At 61.8% G+C, this 23461-nt stretch carries 21 protein-coding genes; 12 read left to right on the plus strand and 9 right to left on the minus strand.

Going from position 1 to position 23461, the window contains the following annotated elements:
• Positions 1-38: 38 nt before the first annotated feature.
• Positions 39-461, minus strand: a complete 423-nt coding sequence (locus ACODSN_RS13680) for a nuclear transport factor 2 family protein (protein WP_489056043.1) — start codon at positions 459-461, stop codon at positions 39-41.
• Positions 462-726: 265 nt separating this feature from the next.
• Here ACODSN_RS13680 and ACODSN_RS13685 point away from each other — a divergent pair, with 265 nt between their 5' ends.
• The 3 genes from ACODSN_RS13685 to ACODSN_RS13695 all read left to right on the plus strand — a co-directional run bounded on the left by ACODSN_RS13685 (position 727) and on the right by ACODSN_RS13695 (position 3342).
• Positions 727-1251 carry an SRPBCC family protein gene (locus ACODSN_RS13685; protein ID WP_489056044.1) on the plus strand — a complete coding sequence of 175 codons (525 nt, stop codon included), beginning with the start codon at positions 727-729 and terminating at the stop codon, positions 1249-1251.
• A gap of 134 nt (positions 1252-1385) precedes the next feature.
• Positions 1386-1886: an SRPBCC family protein gene (locus tag ACODSN_RS13690; protein ID WP_489055909.1), complete on the plus strand. Its 501-nt coding sequence runs from the start codon at positions 1386-1388 to the stop codon at positions 1884-1886.
• A 31-nt stretch (positions 1887-1917) separates the two neighbouring features.
• Positions 1918-3342 carry an FAD-dependent oxidoreductase gene (locus ACODSN_RS13695; RefSeq protein WP_489056045.1) on the plus strand — a complete coding sequence of 475 codons (1425 nt, stop codon included), beginning with the start codon at positions 1918-1920 and terminating at the stop codon, positions 3340-3342.
• Positions 3343-3414: 72 nt separating this feature from the next.
• Here ACODSN_RS13695 and ACODSN_RS13700 read toward each other — a convergent pair whose 3' ends face one another.
• On the minus strand, positions 3415-4167 hold the full coding sequence (locus tag ACODSN_RS13700; protein WP_489056046.1) for an NADPH-dependent F420 reductase: 753 nt from the start codon (positions 4165-4167) through the stop codon (positions 3415-3417).
• Positions 4168-4380: 213 nt separating this feature from the next.
• Here ACODSN_RS13700 and ACODSN_RS13705 point away from each other — a divergent pair, with 213 nt between their 5' ends.
• The 3 genes from ACODSN_RS13705 (at position 4381) to ACODSN_RS13715 (ending at position 7150) form a co-directional block, all read left to right on the plus strand.
• Positions 4381-5148, plus strand: coding sequence for a glutathione S-transferase family protein (locus ACODSN_RS13705; protein WP_489056047.1), 768 nt, complete (start codon positions 4381-4383; stop codon positions 5146-5148).
• 273 nt (positions 5149-5421) lie between these two features.
• Complete coding sequence (locus tag ACODSN_RS13710; RefSeq protein ID WP_489056048.1) at positions 5422-6519, plus strand: NADH:flavin oxidoreductase; 1098 nt, start codon at positions 5422-5424, stop codon at positions 6517-6519.
• Positions 6520-6745: 226 nt separating this feature from the next.
• A complete protein-coding gene (locus ACODSN_RS13715; protein WP_489056049.1) occupies positions 6746-7150 on the plus strand; it encodes a putative quinol monooxygenase in 405 nt (134 codons plus the stop codon).
• Between the two features lie 81 nt (positions 7151-7231).
• Here ACODSN_RS13715 and ACODSN_RS13720 read toward each other — a convergent pair whose 3' ends face one another.
• Together ACODSN_RS13720 and ACODSN_RS13725 are read right to left on the minus strand one after the other, a co-directional pair.
• Positions 7232-8758, minus strand: coding sequence for a class I adenylate-forming enzyme family protein (locus ACODSN_RS13720; RefSeq protein ID WP_489056050.1), 1527 nt, complete (start codon positions 8756-8758; stop codon positions 7232-7234).
• 229 nt (positions 8759-8987) lie between these two features.
• Positions 8988-9935, minus strand: a complete 948-nt coding sequence (locus tag ACODSN_RS13725) for an NAD-dependent epimerase/dehydratase family protein (RefSeq protein WP_489056051.1) — start codon at positions 9933-9935, stop codon at positions 8988-8990.
• Positions 9936-10321: 386 nt separating this feature from the next.
• Here ACODSN_RS13725 and ACODSN_RS13730 point away from each other — a divergent pair, with 386 nt between their 5' ends.
• Genes ACODSN_RS13730 through ACODSN_RS13740 form a run of 3 tightly spaced genes read left to right on the plus strand, consistent with a single transcriptional unit; the run spans position 10322 to position 13383 of the window.
• Positions 10322-11563, plus strand: a complete 1242-nt coding sequence (locus ACODSN_RS13730) for an acyl-CoA dehydrogenase family protein (RefSeq protein WP_489056052.1) — start codon at positions 10322-10324, stop codon at positions 11561-11563.
• On the plus strand, positions 11556-12629 hold the full coding sequence (locus ACODSN_RS13735) for a phosphotransferase family protein (protein ID WP_489056053.1): 1074 nt from the start codon (positions 11556-11558) through the stop codon (positions 12627-12629). The genes ACODSN_RS13730 and ACODSN_RS13735 overlap by 8 nt, the downstream gene beginning before the upstream one ends.
• 7 nt (positions 12630-12636) lie before the next feature.
• Entirely contained in the window at positions 12637-13383 is a 747-nt protein-coding gene (locus tag ACODSN_RS13740; protein ID WP_489056054.1) for an SDR family NAD(P)-dependent oxidoreductase, read from the plus strand.
• A 50-nt stretch (positions 13384-13433) separates the two neighbouring features.
• Here the strand turns inward: ACODSN_RS13740 and ACODSN_RS13745 are convergent, their stop codons facing one another.
• Both ACODSN_RS13745 and ACODSN_RS13750 read right to left on the minus strand, forming a co-directional pair.
• Positions 13434-14294 (minus strand): SDR family NAD(P)-dependent oxidoreductase, encoded by an 861-nt coding sequence (locus ACODSN_RS13745; protein WP_489056055.1) that lies wholly within the window; start codon positions 14292-14294, stop codon positions 13434-13436.
• Positions 14295-14412: 118 nt separating this feature from the next.
• Positions 14413-15879 (minus strand): efflux transporter outer membrane subunit, encoded by a 1467-nt coding sequence (locus ACODSN_RS13750; RefSeq protein WP_489056056.1) that lies wholly within the window; start codon positions 15877-15879, stop codon positions 14413-14415.
• 88 nt (positions 15880-15967) lie between these two features.
• Here ACODSN_RS13750 and ACODSN_RS13755 point away from each other — a divergent pair, with 88 nt between their 5' ends.
• The 3 genes from ACODSN_RS13755 (at position 15968) to ACODSN_RS13765 (ending at position 20864) form a co-directional block, all read left to right on the plus strand.
• Positions 15968-16588: a TetR/AcrR family transcriptional regulator gene (locus tag ACODSN_RS13755; protein WP_489056057.1), complete on the plus strand. Its 621-nt coding sequence runs from the start codon at positions 15968-15970 to the stop codon at positions 16586-16588.
• Between the two features lie 80 nt (positions 16589-16668).
• On the plus strand, positions 16669-17751 hold the full coding sequence (locus ACODSN_RS13760; RefSeq protein ID WP_489056058.1) for an efflux RND transporter periplasmic adaptor subunit: 1083 nt from the start codon (positions 16669-16671) through the stop codon (positions 17749-17751).
• Entirely contained in the window at positions 17748-20864 is a 3117-nt protein-coding gene (locus tag ACODSN_RS13765) for an efflux RND transporter permease subunit (protein WP_489056059.1), read from the plus strand. The genes ACODSN_RS13760 and ACODSN_RS13765 overlap by 4 nt, the downstream gene beginning before the upstream one ends.
• Before the next feature lie 12 nt (positions 20865-20876).
• Here the strand turns inward: ACODSN_RS13765 and ACODSN_RS13770 are convergent, their stop codons facing one another.
• The 3 genes from ACODSN_RS13770 to ACODSN_RS13780 are packed head-to-tail and all read right to left on the minus strand — an operon-like array spanning position 20877 to position 23407.
• Complete coding sequence (locus ACODSN_RS13770) at positions 20877-21266, minus strand: EthD domain-containing protein (RefSeq protein ID WP_489056060.1); 390 nt, start codon at positions 21264-21266, stop codon at positions 20877-20879.
• Positions 21267-21304: 38 nt separating this feature from the next.
• Complete coding sequence (locus tag ACODSN_RS13775; RefSeq protein WP_489056061.1) at positions 21305-22228, minus strand: DUF6473 family protein; 924 nt, start codon at positions 22226-22228, stop codon at positions 21305-21307.
• Positions 22229-22261: 33 nt separating this feature from the next.
• Positions 22262-23407, minus strand: coding sequence for a sulfotransferase family protein (locus ACODSN_RS13780; protein ID WP_489056062.1), 1146 nt, complete (start codon positions 23405-23407; stop codon positions 22262-22264).
• Between the last annotated feature and the right edge of the window lie 54 nt (positions 23408-23461).

Raw genomic sequence — 23461 nt, forward strand, 5'->3', positions numbered from 1 at the left:
CCCCCCCCCCCCCCCCCCCCCCCCCGCGCCTTATCATATCAATTGGTCGAGAGAATCTGCGGCGGAAACATGGGAATGATGTTGCGCCGTTCGAATTTCCAGCCGTCCGCCGTCCTGACATAGCTGTCGTCGTAACGGATATAGTGGCGCATATGGCCGCTGCTGCGCGTGTCGGCTTCCACCAGCGCGAACACGCCCCCCGTCGCCCGATCTTCGCTATAGTCGAGAATCACATGGTTCATCATCAGATGCACCACATGCAGCACATCGGCCTTCAATTCCGCGCCATAAGCCGCGATCTCCTGACGCCCGGTGTAAATGCCCATGCCCGCCGGGCTTTCGTCCAGCATCCCATCCTGTGTGAACAGACCAGCCCATGCGTCGATCTGCCACAGGTCGATGTGATAGGCATATCGGTTGACCAGTTCCTGTAGCGCGAACCTGTCGTCGGCATTCAACATATCTTATCCTCTCTGCATCGTGGCATTCGGGCGATGATGCGCACCCCAAAGGTTAGGCGACCAGGCGCGCGCACTTGACACCACGAAGGAGCAGAATATGTAGTATTTCAATACTAGACCTGTCAAATGGCCATTCGAATGCCGTGAGATAAGCGCGATATAGCCAGTTGGCCGACAGGCATTTGTCCAGCAGGCGAAGATCGCGAAAAGCAATGCGCAGATGGCGGGCGGGTCCGACTAAATACCGGTTTCTAAGGAGCAGTATATGCAGAAGTATAAGAGAGGCCATGCGGAATTTCGCGGGATCGTCGATGCGCCGATCGACGACGTATGGGAACTGCTGACGGACTGGGCCAATTTCGAACGCTGGTGGGTAAAGCCCGAAGATGGCGGCCGGCCCGGCCCGAATATCGCCAGTGTCGAACTGGTCGGTGCGCCGAACGAAGTCCCCCGTACCCGCATCGTGCGGCACGTCACCGGATCGGCGGTCGATGAAAAACTGTGGATGCAGGATGATGTGACCAAGCGCATCGTCTACGACATGGTGTTCCGTCCGAACCCGAACGGCGCAGTGTTGCGCAGCGAGTTCCGCAACTATCTCGCGACGACGATGCTCGACAGCCTGCCGACGGGCGAGACCCTGATGACCTTCAAGTCCGAATTCGACATCGTGGAAGAAGCCGACACGAACCTGATGATCTCGCTCATCGAACGGACCTATTCGGACGCGATCCTGAACGGGTTCAGGAAATATTTCGAACGGCAGAAGGCGCAGACCGTTCCTGCCTGAAATGCCGTATAGACGAGGATAGCGGCGCTATTGACGGCGTCGCTATCGTTGTTTTGAAATGGCGTCGGCATACGAGACATTGCTGCAGGCAAAGCCGCGTCCGCCCGGCCCCTTGAAGAATATAGGAGACGATCATGACGTCTGTTCAGCGAGGCACGGGTTGCCGCGAGGGGATCATTGATGCGGATGCGGACGCGCTGTGGGCGCTGGTGACCGACTGGGGTTCGATGGACTGGTGGGGCAATGAGGTGGAGGAAGCTGGCATGAAGGTCAGCAAATGCTATCTCGAAGGGGAGCCTGGCAGCGTGCCGCGGACCAAGGTGATCGAGCGGTCGAACACCGAGGAAGGTGGCCTGCCGATCATCAACCGCGAGACGTTGATCCACGAGGATGCCGTCGCCCGCCGCCTGTTCTACAATGGCACTGACGGCTTCATCGAGGGCGTCCGCAACTATATCGCGACCTGGGCCTTCGACACGCTGCCCGACGGCAAGGTGAAGATGCATATTTCCTCGGTGTTCGACGTCGTCGATCCGGGCAGTGCCGAGTATGTCCGCGCCGTGGTGGAGGCGGTTTACGACATGATCTTCAAGGGGCTGAACCAGCATTTTGCGGCGCAAAGGGCGACGGCCTGATCCCTGCGAGCCGTTTGTTAGGAAGAGTGCGATGTCGGTAGATTATGATGTAATCGTGATTGGCGGGGGCGGCGCCGGGCTGTCGGCGGCGTATCACGCCGCGAAGAAGGGCGCGTCGGTCATGCTCGTCGAGGCGGCGACGCAACTGGGCGGGGCGACCGCCCTGTCGAGCGGGGTCGTCTATGCGGCGGGCACCAGCGTGCAGCAGGCGGCCGGGATCACCGATTCCGCCGAAGACATGTACCAATATATCATGACGCTCAACCAGTGGTCGATCAAACCGGCGCTGGCAAAGCGCCTGTCCGAAGCCGGCGCGTACATCATCGACTGGCTTACCGAACTGGGCAATGAATTCCCGCCAGAACTGGTCATGGAGTCCGGGGTAGGCGGACGTCCGCGCGGGCATCAGGCTCTCGGCAGCGGATATGGCATCGTCCAGTCGCTCATTAACGCCGTAGGCGCGCTCGGGGTTGAGGTCGCGCTGGGTTCGCGGGTCTCGGACCTGCTGGTCGAAGATGGCGGGGTCGTGGGCATCCGCTCCGGTGAGGTGGACCTGCGCGCCCATGCGGTCATCATCACGACGGGCGGCTTTGCCAACAACCCCGCGATGGTCAAGCGGCTTTGGCCGACGGCGGCTGCGCATGGTACGCGCCTGACGTCTTTCTATGCCGATTCACCCTTCAACATGGGCGATGGCATTCTTCTGGGCGAACGTGCCGGTGCGAACATCACCGGGATCGACAATGGCCTGCTGGTGCCCTCGCCCAATTTCCTGCCTGATCTATCCTATACCTTGCCCGAATGGGCGATGGTGGTGAACCGCGACGGGAAGCGGTTCATAACGGAAAATGCGTCCTATGCGGTGTGTGGTTATCTGGTCAACGAACAGCCCGAGATGCGCTGCTTCGCGATCTTTGACGAGCCGGCACTGGAGGAAGCCTGCGCCGACGACAGCGTTTTCAAAATCTATATCAACGATCCAGGCTCGGACAGCTGGCGCGTCAGCGTCATTCGAGACCAGGTCGCCAAAGGCCGGGTGAAGGTCGCCGATACGATCGCGGATCTCGCCAAGCGGTCCGACATTGATCCCGTTAATCTGGAGCTTTCGGTCGAGCGCTACAATCAACTCGTAGATCAGGGGGAAGACGAGGACTTCTTCAAGAAGCCCGCGAAATTCTACCCCATTCGCACCGGCCCCTTCTACGCTGTGGAAATCCGCGCGACGTCGATGGTGTCATGCCATGCGGGTCTGGAAATCGACAATGATGGCCATGTCATGGATGGCAATGGCCGCGTGATCCCCGGCCTTTACGCAGGCGGCGAAGTTCTAGGCTGTACGTTGGGACGTCGCTACATTGGGGGAGGCATCGGCGTCGCCAATGCGCTGACCTTCGGCAAGCTGGCCGGTGAGAGCGTGGCACGCGAATGCCTGCCCGCGCATCAGACGGCAATCTGATCCGCGTATTTCGAGAGACCGGCGAACACCGGGGCGATACCGCCGCTTGCCCATGGACAAGCGGCGGATTGATCACATGAACAGCGCCCGGTTCAAGCGGACGAGATAATCGGCGCTCGGATTGGTGGCGTTACCGGCGATCCGTTCGATCACCGCCGCAAAACCCAGATCCCGCCGCTTCGGCAGCCGCTCACGCTCGGCAGCGGCAAGGGCAGACGGCATTTCGTCCCGCGTCAGATCGGTGCAATAGCAGGGCGCGCCCGGCTGTTGCCGCCAGGATTCCGAGAGCGGACCCGCGTCGACCGCATCAAAGCCGGTATCGTTCACCAGCGCCATGCCGATGCGGCGACTCCGGTCGTCATCCCCGGCAACGGGAATCGCCAGACGGTCTGGATCGCCCGCGGGCTTGCCCAGACGTGCGAAGGAATCCGACCCGATGGCGTTCCATGCTTTAACGACCGTCCGGCCCAGTTGATCGACCACCCAGAGGCTTTCCACCTGACCAGCGTCGATCGCGGCGATCTCGGTATCGCGCACCGGATAATAGTTCGATGTGTCGATGATTACCGTCTCGGCAGGCAAGGACGCAATCTGGGGCGCGACACCGGCAAGCCGGTTGAGCGGGATCGAAAGAATGACCACCTCTACATCGGTCAGCGCCTCGGTCGCCGTGACCGCGCGCGCGCCATTCACCAGCATGTCCGCCTCGATCGACTGAGGTCCACGCGAGTTCGCGACTTTCACATCATGGCCAGCTTCGCTCAATGACAGGACCAGCGTTTTGCCGATATGTCCCGTGCCCAATATTCCAATCTTCATTTTCATATCCTCCTAAATTTTGAAACTGCATCCGGTTAGTCGATCATGTCGCGAACCGAGGCGCCTCGCCTGCGCTTTAATCCGCCACATGATCCTGAACATCGGCGGTCATGTCCCAGCGCCGTCTAAGGTAGTTTCCTGATTAGTTGCATCATCCTAAACCGGCAACTAGGATCGGCGAAGGACGCTAACCAGAACAGACCGCATCAAGGGGGGCAGATGACCACGAACACCATGCTCAATTATGTTCCTGTCGAACAGGCCCGCACGATGCCGGGGCTGAGGATCGCATTCACGCAAGGGGTGCCGGGGGCGTGGAGCGTGGCGATCAAGGCGGTACTGGAACTCAAGGGCATCGACTATATCCCCGTCCCGCAGGTGCCCGGCGAACCCAATGAGATGTTGAAGGCCTGGACCGGGCAAAACTCTGCGCCCGTCGCGATATTCAACGACGATCTGCCCCGCACCGGCTGGGCAGAGATGCTGGTGCTGGCGGAACAACTGGCGCCCGAGCCTCGGCTCATACCCGCCGATGAGGAAGCGCGCATCGCCGTAATGGGGCTGTGCCACGAAATTTGCGGTCATGACGGTTTGGGCTGGAATATTCGCCTGATGCTCCTGTCCGGCGAGAAGGGAGGCGATGGCGGCAGTAGCCTGCGGCAGAAATATCGTTCGCCGGTCTCCACCGACTATGCCCGTCAGCGGGTATTGGCGATCCTCGCCGCGCTGGCACGGCGGCTTGAGGCGCAAACAGCGCAAGGCAAGCGCTATTTCATGGGAGAAAAGCTGACGGCACCGGACATATATTGGACGGCGTTCAGTAATCTCGTCGGGTCGATGGCCGCCGACCTGTGCACGATGCCAGATTATTTTCGTAGTTTCGCGCCATTGCTGCAACAATATCTGGGTGAGCCGGTGCCGCAGATCCTGCTGGACCATCGCGACTATATCGCCCGCACCTATTTTCGCACGCCCATATCCCTCTGAAAAAGGAGGTCGGGGGTCGATGGAAGTGTGGATAACGACCGCGAATCCCCGGCCGTTGCCGCCAAAAGCGATTCCGTATATCGATCCTAAAATCGGCTCAGCGGGGAAATAACAGAACTCACAAGAGAGGATGATCGGGATGAGCGATCGGCTTTCCCGATCGCCGCATGCCCTGATCGCCCGGCTTTATGGATTGCAGCGTTGCATAGGCAATGCAGTGCGGTCGATCGGGCACGATTCCGCCCTGCCCAATCACCCTGATGGGAGAATTTCATGTCGCATGCCAAATTATTCGAGCCGCTCACTTTAAATCGCGGCCCTGCCCTCAAGAACAGGCTGATGCTGGCTCCCCTCACCAATCAGCAGAGCCATGACGACGGCCGGCTTTCCGACGATGAAATCCGCTGGCTCGCGATGCGCGCGGCCGGAGGATTTTCGCTGGTGATGACCGCCGCCGCGCCTATCCAGCATGTGGGACAAGGCTATCCGGGTCAGCTCGGCATCTACGACGACATGCATATTGATGGCCTGACGCGCTTTGCCACGGCGGTTCGGGACAATGGCTCGATTTCCGCGGTGCAACTCTACCATGGTGGCGAACGCGCCGATGCAGACATAGTGGGCACCCCCGTCGCGCCTTCCGACAGCGCGCGCAACGGCGCCCGAAGTCTCGACTTGGACGAGGTGGAGCAGTTGCGCGAGGATTTCATCGCCGCCGCGGTGCGCGCGGACAAGGCGGGCTGCGACGGCGTTCAGATCCATGGCGCGCACGGCTATATCCTCGCCCAGTTCCTGTCGCCCAGCATCAATCGGCGGGATGACCGCTATGGCGGAAGCTTCGAGAACCGCGCGCGGCTGATGCTGGAGGTGATCGACGGCATTCGAAGCTCCTGCCGCCCGGACTTTCAGGTCGGATTGCGCCTGTCGCCGGAACGGTTCGGGATGCAACTCGCTGAGGTGCGCGAACTGGCCGGGGAGATCATGCGGCAGGGGCAGATCGACTATCTCGACATGTCGCTGTGGGACGTATTGAAACAGCCCCATGAAGAGGCGTTTCAGGGTCGGAGCCTGCTGAGCTATTTCACCGACATACCCCGGCATGATGTCCGCCTGGGCGTCGCGGGCAAGATCATGGATGCCGCCACGGCGATCAACCTCATCGACGAAGGCTGCGACTTCGTGACAATCGGCCGCGCGGGCATATTGCGTCACGATTTCCCCGAGCGGGTGCGGCAGGATGCGGGATATCAGTCGCCCGAGCAGCCGGTCGATAGGGCGCATCTGCATGGCGAGGGCGTGACGGACGCTTTTCTGGCCTATCTGCGCACCTTCCCCGGCTTTGTCGCGGACGATCCGGAGGCGCGCGACTGAGCAATTCGACGCCTGCGCCCAGCCTCTGATCGCCAGCATGTACCGAAGGGATTGGCGTTGACCGGCGCGGGATTGAGCGGCAAGACACTATATCCTATATTGGATCGAGAGGAGCGCGTCGGTAACGGTATCGATCGGCCGAGCATGGCATCATCTGAATGCCGGACGGACGACTGAACGCGACACGCCATTTCGCCCCCTTGCAAGGACCTAAAAGGAGAGTTTCATGACCGAAAGAGAATCGCCATTTACCCGTGACCGGAACCTGTTCGCCGTACGTTGGTCAGTAGACCCCACGCGTCGCGAAGAATTTCTCCAGATTTTCGAGAATGTCTGCGAACAGGCAAAGCCCTTTTATTATCGCGGTTGCACATTCGCGTTCCAGGGTTGGGCGCGCGACCCGAACCAGTTCGTCGTCTTCGCTTCCTGGGAAGATGAAGTCGCGGCAGAATTGCGCCTCGTTCCCGAGTTTCAGGAATATAATCGACAGTTGCTGGATTGCTGTAGCGGACCAGTAATCATGGAACAGTTCAGCGGCATGGACATCGACCGCCACATCTTTGATGACTTCCCGGCCGGCAAGTCGGCGGTTCACAAGTTCGGCGAAAAGAACGCGTTCGTCGTCCTCTAAAATAATAGCCCGGCGCGTTCCTGATAACAGGAACGCGCCGGGCTATTGCGCCCCCGCCGGCAGCGGCGCTGGAACCCGCGCTTATCCGGCCTTTTCCTCCGGCTCGGCGAACAGCTTCACCAATTCGAATTTCTGGATCTTGCCGGACGAGGTTCGGGGAAAATCTTCCACCAGACGCCACATCTTGGGCACTTTGTGGCGCGCGATCAGGTTGAGCAGAAACTCCCGCGCCTCTTCGACCTCGATCGTCGTGCCCGCATGGCATTTGATCGCGACGGCCACTTCTTCGCCCCAGCGCGCATGCGGTACGCCGACCACGGCGCATTCCGCAATGCCGGGATAGTCGCCAAGCCGGTCCTCAATCTCGCGCGGGTAGATATTTTCGCCGCCGCGAATGATCATCTCCTTGAGCCGTCCGGTCACACGGACGTAGCCAAGATCGTCCAGCGTTCCGAGATCGCCCGTCCGAAGAAAGCCTTCCTCGTCAAAGGCTGCGGTGGTCGCCACGGGATTATCGAAATATCCCCGCGTCATATAGGGGCTGCGGATACGGATTTCGCCGATCTCGCCTATGCCGAGCGTCGCGCCGGTGACTGCATCCGATATTTTGAGTTCGGTATAGGGATAGGGTTTGCCTACCGTGCCCGCGATCACCTCGACCGGGTCGCCGCGCAGGGATTTGCACATCACGCCGCCCGCTTCGGTCTGGCCGAACATGATCTGGACGTCGGCGTTGAAACGGTCGATCAGTCGCCGCACAAATTCGGGGGACACCGTGGTGCCGCCGGTCTGGATAACCTCGATCGACGAGAGGTCCGTCTTGTCGAAGTCGGGATGCTCCATGATGGCGATGGCCATGGTCGGCACGCAGGGGAACCACACGATCCGTTCCTGTTCGATCAGGCGCAGAACCTCGCCCGCCTCGAACGCGCGCAGCACGACATGGGTGCTCATGCGCGCGATGCAGCCCAATATGGTGCTGACGGAACCACCGATATGGAAGAAGGGCATGACGCCCAGCCAGGCAAGCCCATCGTCCAGAAGATAAAGCTCCGACCCCAGCAGAGCGTTGTTGACGATCCCCCGGTGATGAAGCTTCACCCCCTTGGGCAAGCCGGTCGTGCCAGATGTATAGAGGATCAGTGCGGTATCATCCGGCGTAACCGTGACCTCGATGGCGTCATTGGGCGCTTCAGCAAGATGCGCACGCCAGTCGCTGGTCAGCAGCACCTTGCCCAGATGGGGCAGCGACGGCTGGATTTCATCGATGATGCCGGTCATCGAAATGCCGCGATATTCCGTATCCGCGATCAGGCCCACGGACTGGCTCTGCCGCAGCAATGCCTCGACCTCCGCCGCTCGCAGCGCCGGATTGAGCGTCACAAGGATGATGCCGGCCTGCGCCGCCGCCATTTGATACAATATCCACGGCGCGCTGTTGGCGCCCCACAGCGCGACATGGTCGCCTGGCGCGAATTGGCTGAGCAGGAAACGCGACAAGCGGGCCGAGTCAGCTTGCAGTTCCGTATAGGTCCAGACCAGTTCGCCATCCTTGACAGCGATAGTGTCGCCCGCCTTGGCCGCGGCGTTGGCCAAAAGCTGCCCCACCGTCCATTCCTGGATCTCCGATCGATTCTGGATCGAAGAATTTGCCTCTACCATCTGCTTTCCCCGTCTCTTTCGCTCACGTCAGGCGCCGCGATGCGCAACCTGTAGACACTAGAACCTAGTTCCAATGCCATGCTGCTCCGGCCCGGTATAGCAGCAATTTCGACTTATCCAGACGCGCCGCCCTACTCCGGCCGATTTTTTATCGGGCGACCCGAGTTCGGGAGGGTCAAAGATCCTGATCCGGATATTGGCGGTAATAGGCCACCATCTCGGCAATGCCCGCCTTCACGCCATAATCGGGAAGGAAGCCAAGGTCGCGCAGCGCGCGTCCGCCATCCACATTGGGCGGGAAGGCAGAACCGAAAGGCGGCGTCGGATCACGCGAGATGACCGCATCGGGAACCACCTCGTTGATAAGTGCGATAAGTTCCTCTTCGGAAAAAGGCGGTTCCGTCGGCGTATTGTAGAGCCAGTTTTCGCCCCGATCGCTCAGCGTAACATCGACGCAGAATTTGGCCTGATCCTTATTGTAGATGATCTGAAGGCCGTTTTTGGACCAGGACGGGAAGGTAGACGCTTGGCCAGTCGCCGCATTGTAGATGATCCGGTTATAATTGGCGCCCCAACTCCCCGATAATTTGCCAAGGCCAAAGGCGAAGGCCGGGCGGACGCAATTGATGTCCAGCCCCCTGGCGATATAGGTCGGGGTCATCAACTCGCAGAAATATTTGCTCGCGCCATAAGGCGTGGTCGGGCCGACACGATAGGCTTCGTCCACCAGCCGCCCGTCATAATCCGGCAAGACGCCGACCGCGGCGATCGAACTGGCCCAGCAGACCCGCGTGACGCCATGACGCAGCGCGACATCGAAGATGTTCGCCGTCCCCTGGCAATTTACATGCATCGCCTTGATGGGATCGGTGGACGATTCCGGCCCGAGAAACGCGGCCAAATGCAGGATGTAATCGATCTTGCGGGTCGCAACGATATCGGAAAGCTGGTTGACGTCGAGGATGTCGCCCTGAACGATTTCGGCCGTCGGCGCGATGGACTGGAGAATGGGCGAGGCAGAGACCCGGTCCAGCACCACGACATCGTGCCCCCGACGCACAAATTCGGCAACGGCGTACATGCCGATATTGCCGGTTCCGCCGGTCACGAGGATATTGGGCATAAGTGCACTCTCCCTACAGTCATATCCTTATCGATGGCCCGATGGCGCGATCGGCCGGATTGACACTCTGCTGTTAGGTCCTATAACCTACATAAGTTCCAAAGAACAGGATAGGGGGTTATTGGCCGGGGCCATTGTTAGGCGCCTCCATTCGCGCGGCTCTGAAAAATTGGCCGTCGCCGATGTGAATTCTCGCATGATCTGGCGGACCGATCTGAACTCAATTTCAGCCTCGGACTGTGCGGTCACCTCTCCCGGCGTAGTGATCGGTCCTGTTGCAAATTGTTATTCATCGCGCCCGACGGTAAGTCGGGTTCGCCTCAAGCCAATTTTCGGAGCGGAATGGATTTATCCTCCCCCGTCCGCAGCCTGCAACGGAGTAGCATATGGATTTCGCCATCAGCCCTCGGGGAAAAGAATGGCTGGCAAAGGTTCAGTCGTTTCTGGAAGCGCATGTCTATCCCAACGAGGCGCTGTATGAAGAGCAGTTGGGCGATGAGACCAACGATCCCTGGCGTGTGCCGCCGCTCATGCTGGAATTGCAGCAAAAGGCGCGCGATGCCGGCTTGTGGAATATGCACATGCACGACACGCGCCACGGGCCGGGCCTGAGCAATCTCGACTATGCGCCGATTGCCGAAGCGCTGGGCCGGGTGCATTGGGCGTCCGAAGTGTTCAACTGCAACGCCCCCGACAGCGGCAATATGGATGTGCTCTCGCTCTATGGCAGCCCGGCGCAGCAGGAAAAATGGCTCAAGCCCATGCTCGCGGGCGAGATCAAATCCTCCTTCGCGATGACCGAGCCTGCCGTCGCCTCATCCGACGCGACTAATGTCGAAACGCGCATCGAGCGCGACGGCGACGATTATGTCATCAACGGGCGCAAATGGTGGATCACCAACGCCTATAACCCGCGCACCAAGATCTTCATCGTCATGGGCAAGACCGACCCGTCGGCCCCGCGCCACCTGCAACAGACGCAGATACTGGTCGAACCGACTACACCCGGCGTCACGCTGGTGCGGTCGCTGCCGATCTTCGGCTATCATGATCGCCCGCACGGCCACGCCGAAATCCTGTTCGAAAATGTTCGCGTGCCCGCCGAAAACGTCATTCTGGGCGAAGGGCGTGGCTTCGAGATCGCGCAGGGTCGCCTCGGGCCGGGCCGCATCCATCACGCCATGCGTATCATCGGCGTGTCGGAGCGACTGCTCGAAAAGCTGTGCCTTCGCCTGACGAGCCGCGTCGCGTTCGGCAAGCGGCTGTCCGACGAGAGCGTGTGGAAGGAGCGGATCGCCCGCGCCCGCATCAACATCGAAATGAGCCGCCTGCTGGTCTATAAGACCGCCTGGCTGATGGACACGGTCGGCGTGCAGCAGGCGCGCAACGAGATTTCGCAGATCAAGGTCATCGTCCCCGAACTCGCCCAGCATCTGTGCGACGTGGTGCAGCAGGCGCATGGCGCGGCGGGCATGTGCGACGATTTCGGTCTCGCCTACACCTTCGCCCGCCTGCGCGTCATGCGGATCGGCGACGGGCCGGACGAAGTGCACAACCGCGTGATCGCCCGCAACGAGTTGCAGAAATACAAGGCTCCCAAGGCAAGCGAGGCGTCGACCCATGGCTGATCGTCAGGACCTGCTCACCGGCACCGAAGCGCCGCCCGAACATCTGGCGCTCGATACGCGGAAACTCGCCGCCTATCTCGCCCCGCGCGTCGACGGGCTGGGCAGCGACTTCGCGGTCGAAAAGTTCAAGGGTGGCCAGTCGAACCCGACATACAAGCTGGTCGGGCCGGACAAAAGCTATGTCCTGCGCCGCAAGCCACCGGGCCAGTTGCTCGCGTCGGCCCACGCGATCGACCGCGAATATCGCGTGACGAAGGCGCTGGCCGATGCGGGCTTCCCGGTCCCCCGCCCCGCGCTCTATTGCGACGATGAAGCGGTGATCGGCTCGGCCTTCTACATCACCGAATTCATCGACGGCCGCGTGTTCTGGAACGCAGACCTGCCGGGCGTCGCAAAGGCGGACCGCACCGCCATCTATGATTCGATGAACGTCTATCTCGCCGACCTGCACAAGCTGGATTACAAGGCACTGGGGCTTGAAGGGTTCGGCAAGGAAACCGGCTTCACCGCGCGCAACCTCAAGCGCTGGTGCGGCAATTACGAACAGTCGAAACTGGTCGATGTGCCCGATATCGACTGGCTGATGCAGGCGCTGCACGATCGCTTGCCACAGAGCGAGCCGACGACGATCCTGCACGGCGATTTCGGCCTTTACAACGCCATGGTCCACCCGACCGAGCCGAAGGTGCTGTCCGCGCTCGACTGGGAGCTGTCGACGCTCGGCAATCCCTATATCGATCTGGCACACAATACGCGTGCCTGGTGGGAGCCGCTCGGCTTTGCGGAAGGCAGTGCGACGACGCTGTTCGGGCATGATCTGGACGCGCTCGGCATCCCCTCGCTCGACGCCTATGTCGCCAGCTATTGCCGCCGCATGGGGCTGGACGCGATCCCCGATCTCGGCTTCTATTTCAGCTTCGTCCAGTTTCGCTATGCCGTGATGATCCAGGGCATATTGAAGCGCGCGAGCATCGGCACGGGCGTCAATCGCGCCGTCAAACATACGCAGGATCGCGTCGCGACGATCGCCGCGCTGGCGCGCAAAACCCTCACGGAATCGGAATAGGTCGGTCATGAAGCAATATTTCGATTTCAGCGGCAAGGTGGTGCTCGTCACCGGCGGCAGCCGTGGCCTTGGTGCGGCGATCTGCCGCGCCTTCGCCGAGCAGGGCGCGAACGTGGTGATCGCCAGCCGCAATGCTGAAAATTGCGAGCAGTTGGCGGCCGAGATCGAGGCCGAATTCGGCGTGCGGGCGCTGGGCGTCGGCGCGCATCTGGGCCGTTGGGACGATATCGACCGGCTGGCAGAGGTCGCTTACGCCCATTTCGGCAAGATCGACATATTGGTCAATAACGCCGGCATGTCGCCGCTGTCCGACGGCTCGCTCGGCACACCGGAAGCCTTGTTCGACAAGGTGATCGGCGTCAATTTCAAGGGTCCGTTCCGCATGACCGCGCTGGTCGCGAGCCGCATGGCGGAAGGCGACGGTGGCAGCATCATCAACATATCGTCGATCGGATCGATCCGGCCGCAGCCCGAATATGCGCCCTATTCCGGTGCAAAGGCCGCGCTGAACGCACTCACTATCGCCCATGCGTTCGAATATGCCCCCAAGGTGCGCGTCAATGCGATCCTGCCCGGCAGCTTCCGCACCGACATCGCCAAGGCCTGGTCGCCGGACAAGGCCGCGAACATCAAATCCGCAATCAAACGCTATGGCGAGCCGGAGGAAATCGTCTCGACCGTCTTGTATCTGGCGTCGGACCATTCGAGCTTCACGACCGGCGCGCTGATCCAGGTGGACGGCGGCCGCCCGTAAAAGCGCACGACCTTAAAGCGCCACCCCCGCCACGGGGTGGCGTCGGACCTTCAATCCGCGGACTGCAAGATCTTCTCCGCCTCGGCCTTTGCATCTTCGAGATAGGCCATGACCTTTTCGCGCGGAACCGCCGGCCGGAACACCGAAAGGCCGCCATCGACGGCCAGTTGCGTGCCCGTCACGAACCGCGATTCGTCCGATCCCAAAAACGTCGCCGCATAAGCGATATCGACCGGCTTGCCCGCGACGGGCAGAGGCTGCGACCCCGACATCATCTCGTCCAGATGCGCCGGCATGATATCCGCCACGTCGCGGCTTGCGCCGACCAGCTGGCCCCACATCGACGTCGCATAGGCGCCCGGCACGATCGCGTTCACCCGGATTTTGCTGCCCGCCAGCTCGAATGCCGCCCAGCGCGCGAGGTAGAGCACCGCGCCTTTGCACACGACATAGACCATGCTGGCGGCCGGCGAAAAATTCTCCGCCGCCGCCGACGAGATCAGGACCACCGATCCGCCGCCGCGCTTTTCCATCGGCCCGATCGCATGCTTGATGCACATGACGTGGCTACGCAGCAAATTGGCCTGTCCGTCGTCCCATGCTTCTGTCGTCAAGTCGGCGATCTTCTGTTTATGATCCACCGAAGCGGCGGCGTGGACGACGATGTCCAGTCCGCCGAACTTCTCTTCCGCCATCGCCATCGTGCGGGCGATGTCGCTTTCATTGCGGATGTCGCAAGCACTGAAACAGACCGATCCGGGGAAGCGCTGTTCGAGCGCCGCGCCCTTTTCCACCTGAATATCGGCGACGACGACCTTCGCCCCTTCCGCGACATACATCTCGACAACGCCGAACGCGATTCCCGAAGCGCCGCCGGTGATGACCGCTACCTTGCCCGCCAAACGTCCCATATCACTCTCCCGTCGATGCGATCTTCGGGCCTGTCGTGCAGGATGGCGCGGCTAGGCGCAACCGGCTTTTAGGGTCGGTTCCGGCATTCGGTCCAACCGCCTGTAATAGCCCTTATCGCTACTGCGCCCCGGCCGTGACAAGAGGTGCAGCCGGGTTCCATCCCCCGCCAAGGGCGCGGAATGAGGCGATAGCACCCCGCGCCGCGCCCGCTCTGGACACCGCTTGGGCATCGCGATTTTCAAGCAGGCGCCGGTCGGCGTCCAGCACATCCAGCAGGCTGGAGACCCCGCCCTTATAGGCGGCGAAAGAAGCGACGCGCGCTTTGGTGAGGGAGGCCCCGCCCGAGGCGAGGATTGCCGCGCGCTCCTGTTGTTTGATCAGGCTGGAAAAGGCGTTTTCCACATCCTCCGACGCGCGAAGCACCGTCAGGCGATAAGCGGCGAGCGCTTCCGCATTGCGCCCTCGCGCGGCGGCGATTTCCGCATCGATCCGGCCAAAGTCGAACAAGCGCCAGCGCATGCCCAATATGCCGCTGGCTTGCGTAGCGTTTCCGCTGAACAGGCCGCCGACCTCCATCGTCGCCGTACCGAGCAAGCCGCTCAACGAGAATTTGGGATAATATTCCGCCATGGCGACCCCGATTTGCGCATTGGAGGCCGCCAGCATGCGCTCCGCCGCGATGATATCGGGGCGACGCCGCAGCAGGGCCGCCGGCCCGCCCGCATTCGACACCAACGGAGGTGCTGGAATGGGGGTGGCCACGGCAAGCTCGGCCCGCGTCGATCCCGATTGGAGTCCCATCAGCACATCAAGCGCGTTCATCGCCTGATCGAGATTTTGCTCAAGCTCCGGCACGGCCGCTTTCACCTGCGCCAAAGCGCCCTCAGCCTGTCGCAACTGAAGTTCCGCCGCCACCCCTTTGCGATATTGAAGGGCGACCAGATCCACCAACTGCTGCTGCACCCCTCGCTGGTTCCGGGCGATGTCCAGCCGCGCCTGAAGGCTGCGGATTGCAACATAGGTGTCCGCCGTCTGCGCTGCGACCGTCAAGCGGGCGGCGGCAGCGGCAGCGGCTGAGGCCTGCCAACTGGCGCGCGCGGCATCCCGCGCCGCATCCCGTCCACCGAACAGGTCCACCTCCCAACTCGCGCCAAGACCCAGCTCATAGCCTTGCGTCTCACGCTCATATCCCGGCTGTGCACTGGCCATTCGCCCCAATGGGGTTTCGAGCGATTGATAATTTTCGCTCGCCTGCCCGCTGATCTGACCGGAGGGGAGGAGCGCGGCGTTGGCGGCGCGCAGCGATGCGCGTGCCTGAATGACGCGTGCGCTGGCCTGTTGCAGATCGAGATTTTGCTCCAGCGCGCGCTGGACGAAGCTTGTCAGCAAGGGATCGTCAAAGGATTTCCACCAGCTTATGAGATCGACCGACGCGGCGCCCTGCCCGCTCGCGTCGATCGCCGCGCTATTGACGAACGCGGGCGACTCGGGTGTGGCAGGCGCGACATAGGCCGGTCCCACCGCACAACCGCCGAGCGATGTTACCCCCATGGCTGAAATCATGATCGAGCGAAAACGTCGCATGCCTTAACCCACCTTTGCAGATGTGTAACCGTTGACATTATTAGTCACAGTTTGTCAACATCGCCATTCCACGATAAGGATGGTCGCCATGAAAACTCCTGCAACCGACAAGAGCCTCGCGAGGCGCGGGCCGGCCGAGCATGCCGTGCGCGACCAGATCATCGCCGCCGCCCGTGATTATTTTACGCATTATGGATATGACAAGACGACCGTGGCCGATCTGGCGCGCGAGATCGGCTTTTCGAAAGCCTATATCTACCGCTTTTTCGAATCGAAACAGGCCATTGGACAGGCCATCTGCAATGACCGACTGACCCTGTTGTTCGATCAGGTCCGCGCTGCCGTCGATGACGGGGCCGACCCCATAGACAAGCTGCGGAAATTTTCCAAAACCGTGGCAAATGCAAGCGTTGAGATGTTTTTCACGGATCGCAAGCTTTACGAAATCGCCGCCCATGCGTCGCTGGAGAAATGGTCGAGCGCACAAGCCTATCATCAGCGCCTCGAACAATTGCTGGAAGCCATATTAAAGGAGGGCCGCGAAAGCGGCGTATTTGAAAGAAAAACCCCGCTCGACGAGATCCGGCGATCGATATTTTACAGCCTTCGACAATTTATCGACCCCATGCTGCTTCAGCACAGTCTGGATATTCTGCCGGACGCGGAAAATGAAGTCATGGGACTGGTGTTGCGGAGCCTGGCCCCCTGAACGGCGATTTTGTTTGTGACCAGTTGACATATTAGTCATATATCGACAGATGAGGTTCCGACCCAGCGAGAGGATTCTTCGTGTCGGAACATCATTGCATGCGCACCATCGGCATCCTGGGTCTGATGACCGCCACGCTGACCGCCTGCGGGCATTCCGACACTGACCCGCGCACCATGCCGCCGCTCGTGCGCGTCGCCGCCGCGACGCCGGCCGAAGCGGGCGCTTACGGCTTCACCGGAATCGTCGGCGCGCGCGTGCAGAGCGACCTGGGCTTTCGCGTCGGCGGCAAGGTAGTCGCCCGGCTGGTCGATGCGGGCCAGACCGTGCGTCGCGGCCAGCCACTGATGCGCATCGACCAGACCGACTACAGCCTCGCCCGGCAGGCCGCGTCCGGCACGGTAGATGCCGCACAGGCGCGCGCCGTCCAGACCAGCGCCGATGAGAACCGTTATCGCGATCTGGTGGCGGCAGGCGCCGTTTCCGCATCCGCCTATGACCAGATCAAGGCGGCAGCCCGCGCCGCGCGCGCCGACCTGTCCGCCGCACAGGCGCAGGCGCGCGTCAGCCGCAACAATGCCGATTACACCATTCTGGTCGCGGACGCCGATGGCACGGTTGCCCAGACGATGGCGGAGCCGGGGCAGGTGGTCGCCGCAGGGCAGCCCGTCGTCCGGCTCGCCCACGCCGGGCCGCGCGAAGCGATCGTCGCCCTGCCCGAAACGCTTCGTCCCGCGACCGGCATGGTGGTGCAGGCCCGCACCTATAGCGGCCTGACCGGCACCGCGCGGTTGCGGCAGTTGAGCGACGCCGCCGACGCCGCCACCCGCACGTTCGAGGCGCGTTTCGTGCTGGCCGGTGCGCCGGCGTCCGCGCCGCTCGGTTCGACCGTCATGGTGCGGCTGGGCGACGCCGCCAAATCATCGGCCGTGTCCGTGCCGCTGGGCAGTATTTCCGATCGGGGACATGGACCGGGCGTCTGGATCGTCGTTGGGCAATCGCGTCCCACGGTGAGCTGGCGTCCGGTGAAACTCGCCGCCATGGGTGAAGAGACGGCGGCGTTGTCCGCAGGATTGCGGCCGGGTGAGCGCGTGATCGCGCTTGGCGCCCACATGCTGCATCAGGGACAGCAGGTGCGGATCGATACGGGAGCAGGCCGTTGAGCGGGTCGCCCCATCATCCGGCCGAACCCGAACCAACGAGCCGGTTCAACCTGTCCGCGCTGGCTGTGCGCGAACGGGCCGTCACCCTGTTCCTGATTATCATCATCACGCTGGCGGGCATCGTCGCCTTCCTCAACCTTGGCCGCGCGGAAGATCCCGGCTTCACCATCAAGGTGATGACGATCGTCACCGCATGGCCGGGCGCGACCGCGCAGGAAATGCAGGATCAGGTCGCCGAGCCGCTGGAAAAGCGCTTGCAGGAACTGCGCTGGTACGACCGTAGCGATACGTTCACGCGCCCCGGCCTCGCCTTCACCACGCTCACCCTGCGCGACAATACGCCGCCATCGGAGGTGCAGTCCGAATTTTATCAGGCGCGCAAGAAGATGCTGGACGAAGCGCCCAACCTGCCGCGTGGCGCAGTCGGCCCGTTCGTCAACGATGAATATGGCGACGTGACGTTCGCGCTCTATGCCCTGAAAGCCAGGGGAGAGCCGCAGCGGCAACTGGCGCGCGAAGCCGAACGGCTGCGCCAGCGCATGCTGCACGTTCCGGGCGTCAAGAAAATCAACATTATCGGCGAGCGGCCCGAGCGCATTTTCGTGGAGTTTTCGCAAGACCGGCTGGCCACGCTTGGCGTCGCGCCGCGCGCGATCTTCGCCGCGCTGGCGCAGCAGAATCTGATGACGCCCGCGGGTTCGATCGAAGCCAAAGGCCCGCAAATGCAGGTGCGGCTCGACGGCGCGATCGACGATCTGGAAAAGATCCGCACCATTCCGATTGTCGTGAACGGCAGCACGCTGCGCCTTTCCGACATCGCGCAGGTGCGACGCGGTTATGAGGACCCGGCGACTTTCCTGATCCGCAATCAGGGCGAACCGTCGCTGCTGCTGGGCGTCATCATGCGCGAGGGCTGGAACGGGCTTGATCTCGGCAAGTCGCTGAAGGCGGAAGTTCAGGCCATCGCATCGGACCTGCCACTGGGCATGACGTTCGCCGCCGTCACCGATCAGGCGGTGAACATCAGCGCGGCCGTCGACCAGTTCATGCGAACCTTTCTGGAAGCGCTGGCCATCGTCATGATCGTCAGCCTGATCGCGCTCGGCTGGCGCGTGGGCATCGTCGTCGCGGCGGCCGTGCCGCTGACGCTCGCCATCGTGCTGGTCATCATGTGGGCCACGGGCCGGGTGCTCGACCGTATCACGCTCGGTTCCCTCATCCTCGCGCTCGGCCTGCTGGTCGATGACGCGATCATCGCGATCGAGATGATGGTGGTGAAGATGGAGGAAGGGTTCGAACGCGTCACCGCGTCCGCCTATGCCTGGAGCCATACCGCCGCGCCGATGCTGGCGGGGACGCTGGTGACGGTGATCGGCCTGATGCCGGTCGGATTCGCCCGATCGACCGCCGGTGAATATGCCGGCAACATCTTCTGGATCGTCGGCTTCGCGCTGCTCGCGTCGTGGGTCGTGGCGGTGGTTTTTACCCCCTATATGGGCGTGAAGCTGTTGCCCCACATCAAGCCTGTCGAGGGGGGCCATGCCGCCATTTATGAAACGCCGCGCTATCAGAAGCTGCGGCGCGGAATCCAGTGGTCGATCCGGCACAAGACGCTGGTCACGGTCGCCACGCTGGCGGCGTTTCTGGTGTCCGGCCTTGGCATGACTTTGGTCAAGAAACAGTTTTTCCCGGCATCCGACCGGCCCGAGGTGCTGGTCGAGGTGCAGATGCCCAAGGGCACCGCGATCGAGCGCACCGACGCCGCCACGCAGCAGGTCGAGGCATGGCTGCGCAAGCAGCCCGAGGCGAAGATCGTCACCGCCTATGTCGGACAGGGCGCGCCGCGTTTCTTCATGTCGCTCTCGCCGGAGCTGCCGGACCCGTCCTTCGCGAAGATCATCGTGCTGACCACTTCGGAAGAGGCGCGCGATGCGCTGAAGGAACGGTTGCGGGGCGCGGTCGCCAACGGGCTGGCCCCGGCGGCGCGGGTTCGCGCGACGCAACTGGTGTTCGGTCCCTACTCGCCCTTCCCCGTCGCCTTCCGCGTGAGCGGCCCGGATACCGCCAAGGTGCGCGCCATCGCCGACAAGGTTCAGGCGCTGATGACGAGCGACCCGATGATGCGGACGGTGAACCGCGACTGGGGCGAGCGCGTGCCCACGCTGCACTTCACGCTCGATCAGGATCGGTTGAGGGCGATTGGGCTGACCTCCGGCGATGTCGGCGAACAGCTCCAGTTCCTGCTGTCCGGGGTGACGATCACGCAGGTCCGCGAGGATATCCGCACGGTCGACGTGGTGGCGCGCTCGGCGGGTCCGGCCCGGCTCGATCCCGCGCGGATCGGCGACTTCACCCTGACCGGGGCGAATGGCGAGCGGGTGTCGATCAGCCAGATCGGCAAGCTGGAAACGCGGATGGAGGACCCGATCCTGATGCGGCGGGACCGCCTGCCCACCATCACGGTTCGCGGCGACATCGCCAACGGTCTCCAGCCGCCGGACGTGTCGAACGCCATCTTCAAGCGACTGCAACCGATCATCGCGGGGCTGCCCGGCGGCTATCATATCCAGATGGGCGGATCGATCGAGGAAGCGGGCAAGGCGAATGCCGCGCTGGCGCCGATCTTCCCGATCATGCTGCTGCTGATGATGATCGTCATCATGCTTCAGGTCCGCCAGTTCTCCGCCATGGCGATCGTGCTGCTGACCGCGCCGCTCGGGCTGGTCGGGGTGGTGCCGACGCTGCTCATCAGCGGCCAGCCCTTCGGCTTCAACGCGATATTGGGGCTGATCGCGCTGGCCGGCATCCTGATGCGCAACACGCTGATCCTCATCGACCAGATCCACGAGAATGAGAAACAGGGCCGGACGCCGTTCGACGCCGTCGTCGAGGCGACGGTGCAGCGGTCCCGCCCGGTGATCCTGACCGCGCTGGCCGCCGTGCTGGCGTTCGTGCCGCTGACCCACTCGGTGTTCTGGGGCGCGATGGCGTTCACGCTGATCGGCGGGACGGCGGTCGGCACCATCCTGACCCTCATATTCCTCCCGGCGCTTTACGCCCTGTGGTATCGGATCAGGCCCAGTGACGAACCGCGCGTGGAAGCCACCGCATGAGGTGCGAAGGCGTCAGCTCATGCCGGGCAGCGTGATTTCTTCGGCAAGGGTCTGCCGCGACCGCGCGCGATCGGCGAAATTCGCCTCGTCCTCCGTCGCCCAGCGCGTGAATTCCGGATCTGCGGCAATACGGAGCAGCTCGCCCAGCGCCGCTTCGTCCCGGATGGTATAGACCGACACCGCGTCATAATCGATGCCGCCATCATCCTGCGGCGCCTGATCGGCATCGGGGCGGCCGACATAGAGGTTGATATGGTTCTGCGGATAATAGCGGGACGACGCGCTGAACAAATGCCCCACCCATTTCGCGACGCCGGGGATGTGCACATTTTCATAATGGGCGCGAAAATCCTCGAAGGACATGCCTTCCTTCCGCTTCATGAACATCATCAGTTTTTGCATGATCGTAACATCCTTCCTGTCGGGTCCCTGAAACGCCTTTAGCGGGCGGGGCTGAAGCGGGACACCGCGTCGGCCAGCGCATCCGCGGCATCCTCGTGCATTTCCGGGGATGGGTAATAATGGTTTGTGCTCCATTTCATACCCGCAGCATAGGCGGCCATGGTGCCGCCATCGACCTCCACGGGTTCGCCGGTAAAGCGGCTGACGAGCGGATAGCCATAATTGCGCGTGCTCCCGCATTGCGCATAGGCGTCGAACAGCGGCCGGATCGCATCCAGGCTGGCTAAGTCCACGAATTGCGGGAACCGGCCGATGATGCTCATCATATCGGATGCTTCATAATCGATCGGCTCGGCGGGGTCCTTGTCCGAAAAATAGAAAAGGATTTTGGGGACATGGATTTTCCCGGCCAGCTCCTGATATCGCCGCACCCAATTTTCCTGACTTTGCGCGACATAGGTCGGGGCCAGCGCCCGCTCTTCGTTGAAGATGTTCATCCACGCTTCCATCGTGGAAATCTGCTGGCCGTTCTGAATGTCCCACAGCGCCTCGACAAAGCCATAAGGGCCAAAGCGCGCATTCGGCTCGGTCCGGGCGGTCATGACCTGAACGATGGTGAAGCGGCCCCCGTTCACGAGGTTCAGCAGCCCCGGCGCCTGTAGATAAAATCCGGCGCCGCCACCGCCCACGCTGAGATTCAGCACAGGCAGGCCGATGCGGTCGGCAAGGATGTCGCCGAACGTGTCCTTGACGAAGATGCCGTTCGCCTGCGCGCCGCCAAGACATGTGAAATAATTGCCGCTCTCCAGAACATCGGCAGGCAATGGAGGGCCGCGAAACTTGACGCCGGAAATCCCCTCCAGTTCATAATATTGGTAATCGACGATCTCATGGTCGCGCTTGCTGTAATCGAGGCTCCATTCCTGCGGACGATCTTCCGGTTTGAAGGCATAATTCACCATGGGACTCTCCAGAAAATTAGAAATCGGATTGCGTCAAAGATAGGCACCGAATGCATCGGTGTAGCGGGCAAAGGTGCGCCGGATTTCCTCGTCGGTGCTGCCCACTTCCTCCGCGGAATATTTGGGTTCGCCATGCTTGCCCTTGGGGTTGTCGGCTTCCCATTGCCGGACCGCCGACAGCGCCTCCGGTGTCAGGGTCAGGCCGGCAAAGTCGTACACCTTGCGCGCGGCCGCCTGACCATCCTTGACCACATCGGCAAAGGACAGGTCCAGTATCTCGATATGCGGATTACGCGCCCGCCATTCCATATGGCGGTCAGCCGCCGACGACAGGTGGCCCAGCATTTTGTCGGCGAAAGCATGTCTGTTGTCGAGATCGGAATATATGGCCCTGTTCGCCATCACCGTGCTCGTCACCGAGGGCACGCACTTCACCGGGTCACGATGGGTGACGATGAAGCGGGGGTTGTCATAGGCCGCCGTCAGATAATCTTCCTGACCCAGATGATTGGGGTCCTTGAACAGCCACGGCTTGTTGGGCGACCCATTTTGCCATTGCAGATACTGGATGACCGACACGAGATAATCATAGGCCGGTTTCAGATCCGCGTTGGCGATCCATGCGGCAAAGGTCGGCACATCATAATGGCCGAATATGGTGGGATGGCGATAGGTTGCCTCCATCAGATAACATTCTTCCTCCGGCTCTTCGGCATGCAGCGGATGGCCGATGAGCATCGCGGGCGACTGGGCGTAAATCCATGCCTCATAATCCTTCGCCTCGGCGATCCGCTGCGCCACGCCCCCATCCGGCGCGCCCGGCACGCGCGCGAACCGCATCGTCTGCCAGAAATTCAGCGTCTGAAAATCGCCCGTCGCGCCAAGCAGGCGATGGAGTTTGGTGCTGCCCGTGCGTGGCAGAGACAGAATGATGAGGGGCGAACGGATGCGCTCGCGGGCGATTTCCGGATGGTCCTGCATATCCCTGGCGAACCACAGCCGTTGCGCCAGCAGGTTGACGAATTTCCATTCCAGTTTTGCCCGGCAACCATCGCGGATCTGGGCCTCGCGATCGATCGCATCGACCAGAAGGGAAAAGCCCTCGCGGAAATCGTCGGGACCAAAATCATTCAGGCCAGTCTGCGCGGAAGCGGCGCGCATAAGTTCGGATGCGTCCAATGTTCTCTCCTCGACCGGAGCGCCGCACAATCCTGGCCGCGCCCTCTCTTTATA

This window comes from Sphingobium sp. FG11 (assembly GCF_057809915.1).

Coding starts and splice junctions, on each gene's coding strand:
- ACODSN_RS13680 (WP_489056043.1), bottom strand. CDS start 461: ATGTTGAATGCCGACGACAGGTTCGCGCTACAGGAACTGGTCAACCGA.
- ACODSN_RS13685 (WP_489056044.1), top strand. CDS start 727: ATGCAGAAGTATAAGAGAGGCCATGCGGAATTTCGCGGGATCGTCGAT.
- ACODSN_RS13690 (WP_489055909.1), top strand. CDS start 1,386: ATGACGTCTGTTCAGCGAGGCACGGGTTGCCGCGAGGGGATCATTGAT.
- ACODSN_RS13695 (WP_489056045.1), top strand. CDS start 1,918: ATGTCGGTAGATTATGATGTAATCGTGATTGGCGGGGGCGGCGCCGGG.
- ACODSN_RS13700 (WP_489056046.1), bottom strand. CDS start 4,167: ATGAAAATGAAGATTGGAATATTGGGCACGGGACATATCGGCAAAACG.
- ACODSN_RS13705 (WP_489056047.1), top strand. CDS start 4,381: ATGACCACGAACACCATGCTCAATTATGTTCCTGTCGAACAGGCCCGC.
- ACODSN_RS13710 (WP_489056048.1), top strand. CDS start 5,422: ATGTCGCATGCCAAATTATTCGAGCCGCTCACTTTAAATCGCGGCCCT.
- ACODSN_RS13715 (WP_489056049.1), top strand. CDS start 6,746: ATGACCGAAAGAGAATCGCCATTTACCCGTGACCGGAACCTGTTCGCC.
- ACODSN_RS13725 (WP_489056051.1), bottom strand. CDS start 9,935: ATGCCCAATATCCTCGTGACCGGCGGAACCGGCAATATCGGCATGTAC.
- ACODSN_RS13730 (WP_489056052.1), top strand. CDS start 10,322: ATGGATTTCGCCATCAGCCCTCGGGGAAAAGAATGGCTGGCAAAGGTT.
- ACODSN_RS13735 (WP_489056053.1), top strand. CDS start 11,556: ATGGCTGATCGTCAGGACCTGCTCACCGGCACCGAAGCGCCGCCCGAA.
- ACODSN_RS13740 (WP_489056054.1), top strand. CDS start 12,637: ATGAAGCAATATTTCGATTTCAGCGGCAAGGTGGTGCTCGTCACCGGC.
- ACODSN_RS13745 (WP_489056055.1), bottom strand. CDS start 14,294: ATGGGACGTTTGGCGGGCAAGGTAGCGGTCATCACCGGCGGCGCTTCG.
- ACODSN_RS13750 (WP_489056056.1), bottom strand. CDS start 15,879: ATGCGACGTTTTCGCTCGATCATGATTTCAGCCATGGGGGTAACATCG.
- ACODSN_RS13755 (WP_489056057.1), top strand. CDS start 15,968: ATGAAAACTCCTGCAACCGACAAGAGCCTCGCGAGGCGCGGGCCGGCC.
- ACODSN_RS13770 (WP_489056060.1), bottom strand. CDS start 21,266: ATGCAAAAACTGATGATGTTCATGAAGCGGAAGGAAGGCATGTCCTTC.
- ACODSN_RS13775 (WP_489056061.1), bottom strand. CDS start 22,228: ATGGTGAATTATGCCTTCAAACCGGAAGATCGTCCGCAGGAATGGAGC.